We start from the raw sequence: 650 nt of genomic DNA, 5'->3' as shown, positions 1-650 counted from the left end.
CGGTTGCGACATAGGGCTCCGACACCAGCCCGCGACCGAAGGCTTCCATCAAGATGCCGATCTCGACCGCGCCGCCGCCGAGCCCGCCGAACTCCTCGGGAAGCGGCAGCGCCAGCCAGCCGAGCTCGGCGAATTGTTTCCACACCGACGGGCTGAAGCCGAGCGGGTCGTTCGCCATCTTGCGGCGGTGATCGGCATCGTAGCTCTCGGCCACGAAGCGGTCCGCGCTTTCGCGCAGCAATCTTTGTTCGTCACTCAGATTGAGGTCCATCGCGTCTACTCCGCGACCGCCGGCGGCGATCGACCAGGCCTTTGCGCTGCACCAGCTCTGCCACGCGCACAATCTTCAGGAGTTCGGCATGATCGTCGATCCCTCGGGCCTGCATCCCTCCGTGCGCAAGCCGCCGGCTGGCCCATCACGTCGACCGAACGATTCACCGCTTCCTTGGTCAGCTTCAGAGCGAAGGACGGTTTTGTCGCGATCCGGCGCGCAAGCTCTAGCACGCGCGAAGACAATTCCGCGCGCGGCACGACCTGGTTGACCATGCCGAGCTGGTGCGCCTCCTGCGCACTCCAGCTGTCGGCCGTGAACAGGAATTCCTTGGCCTTGCGCGGGCCGAGCTCCCAGGGGTGCACGAACCATTCGACGC

General features: G+C 65.7%; 2 protein-coding genes. Both read right to left on the bottom strand.

The window, feature by feature from the left end; genetic code table 11:
* Positions 1-271: acyl-CoA dehydrogenase family protein (locus tag H1B27_RS39700; protein WP_197969782.1), on the bottom strand; the 271-nt coding region annotated here is incomplete at its 3' end.
* Between the two features lie 5 nt (positions 272-276).
* The coding region (locus H1B27_RS39695) for an enoyl-CoA hydratase-related protein (RefSeq protein WP_311977871.1) at positions 277-650 on the bottom strand (374 nt) is incomplete at its 5' end.

Source organism: Bradyrhizobium diversitatis (assembly GCF_016031635.1).
Lineage (GTDB): Bacteria > Pseudomonadota > Alphaproteobacteria > Rhizobiales > Xanthobacteraceae > Bradyrhizobium > Bradyrhizobium diversitatis.
This window is presented reverse-complemented; position numbering and strand designations above follow the sequence as displayed.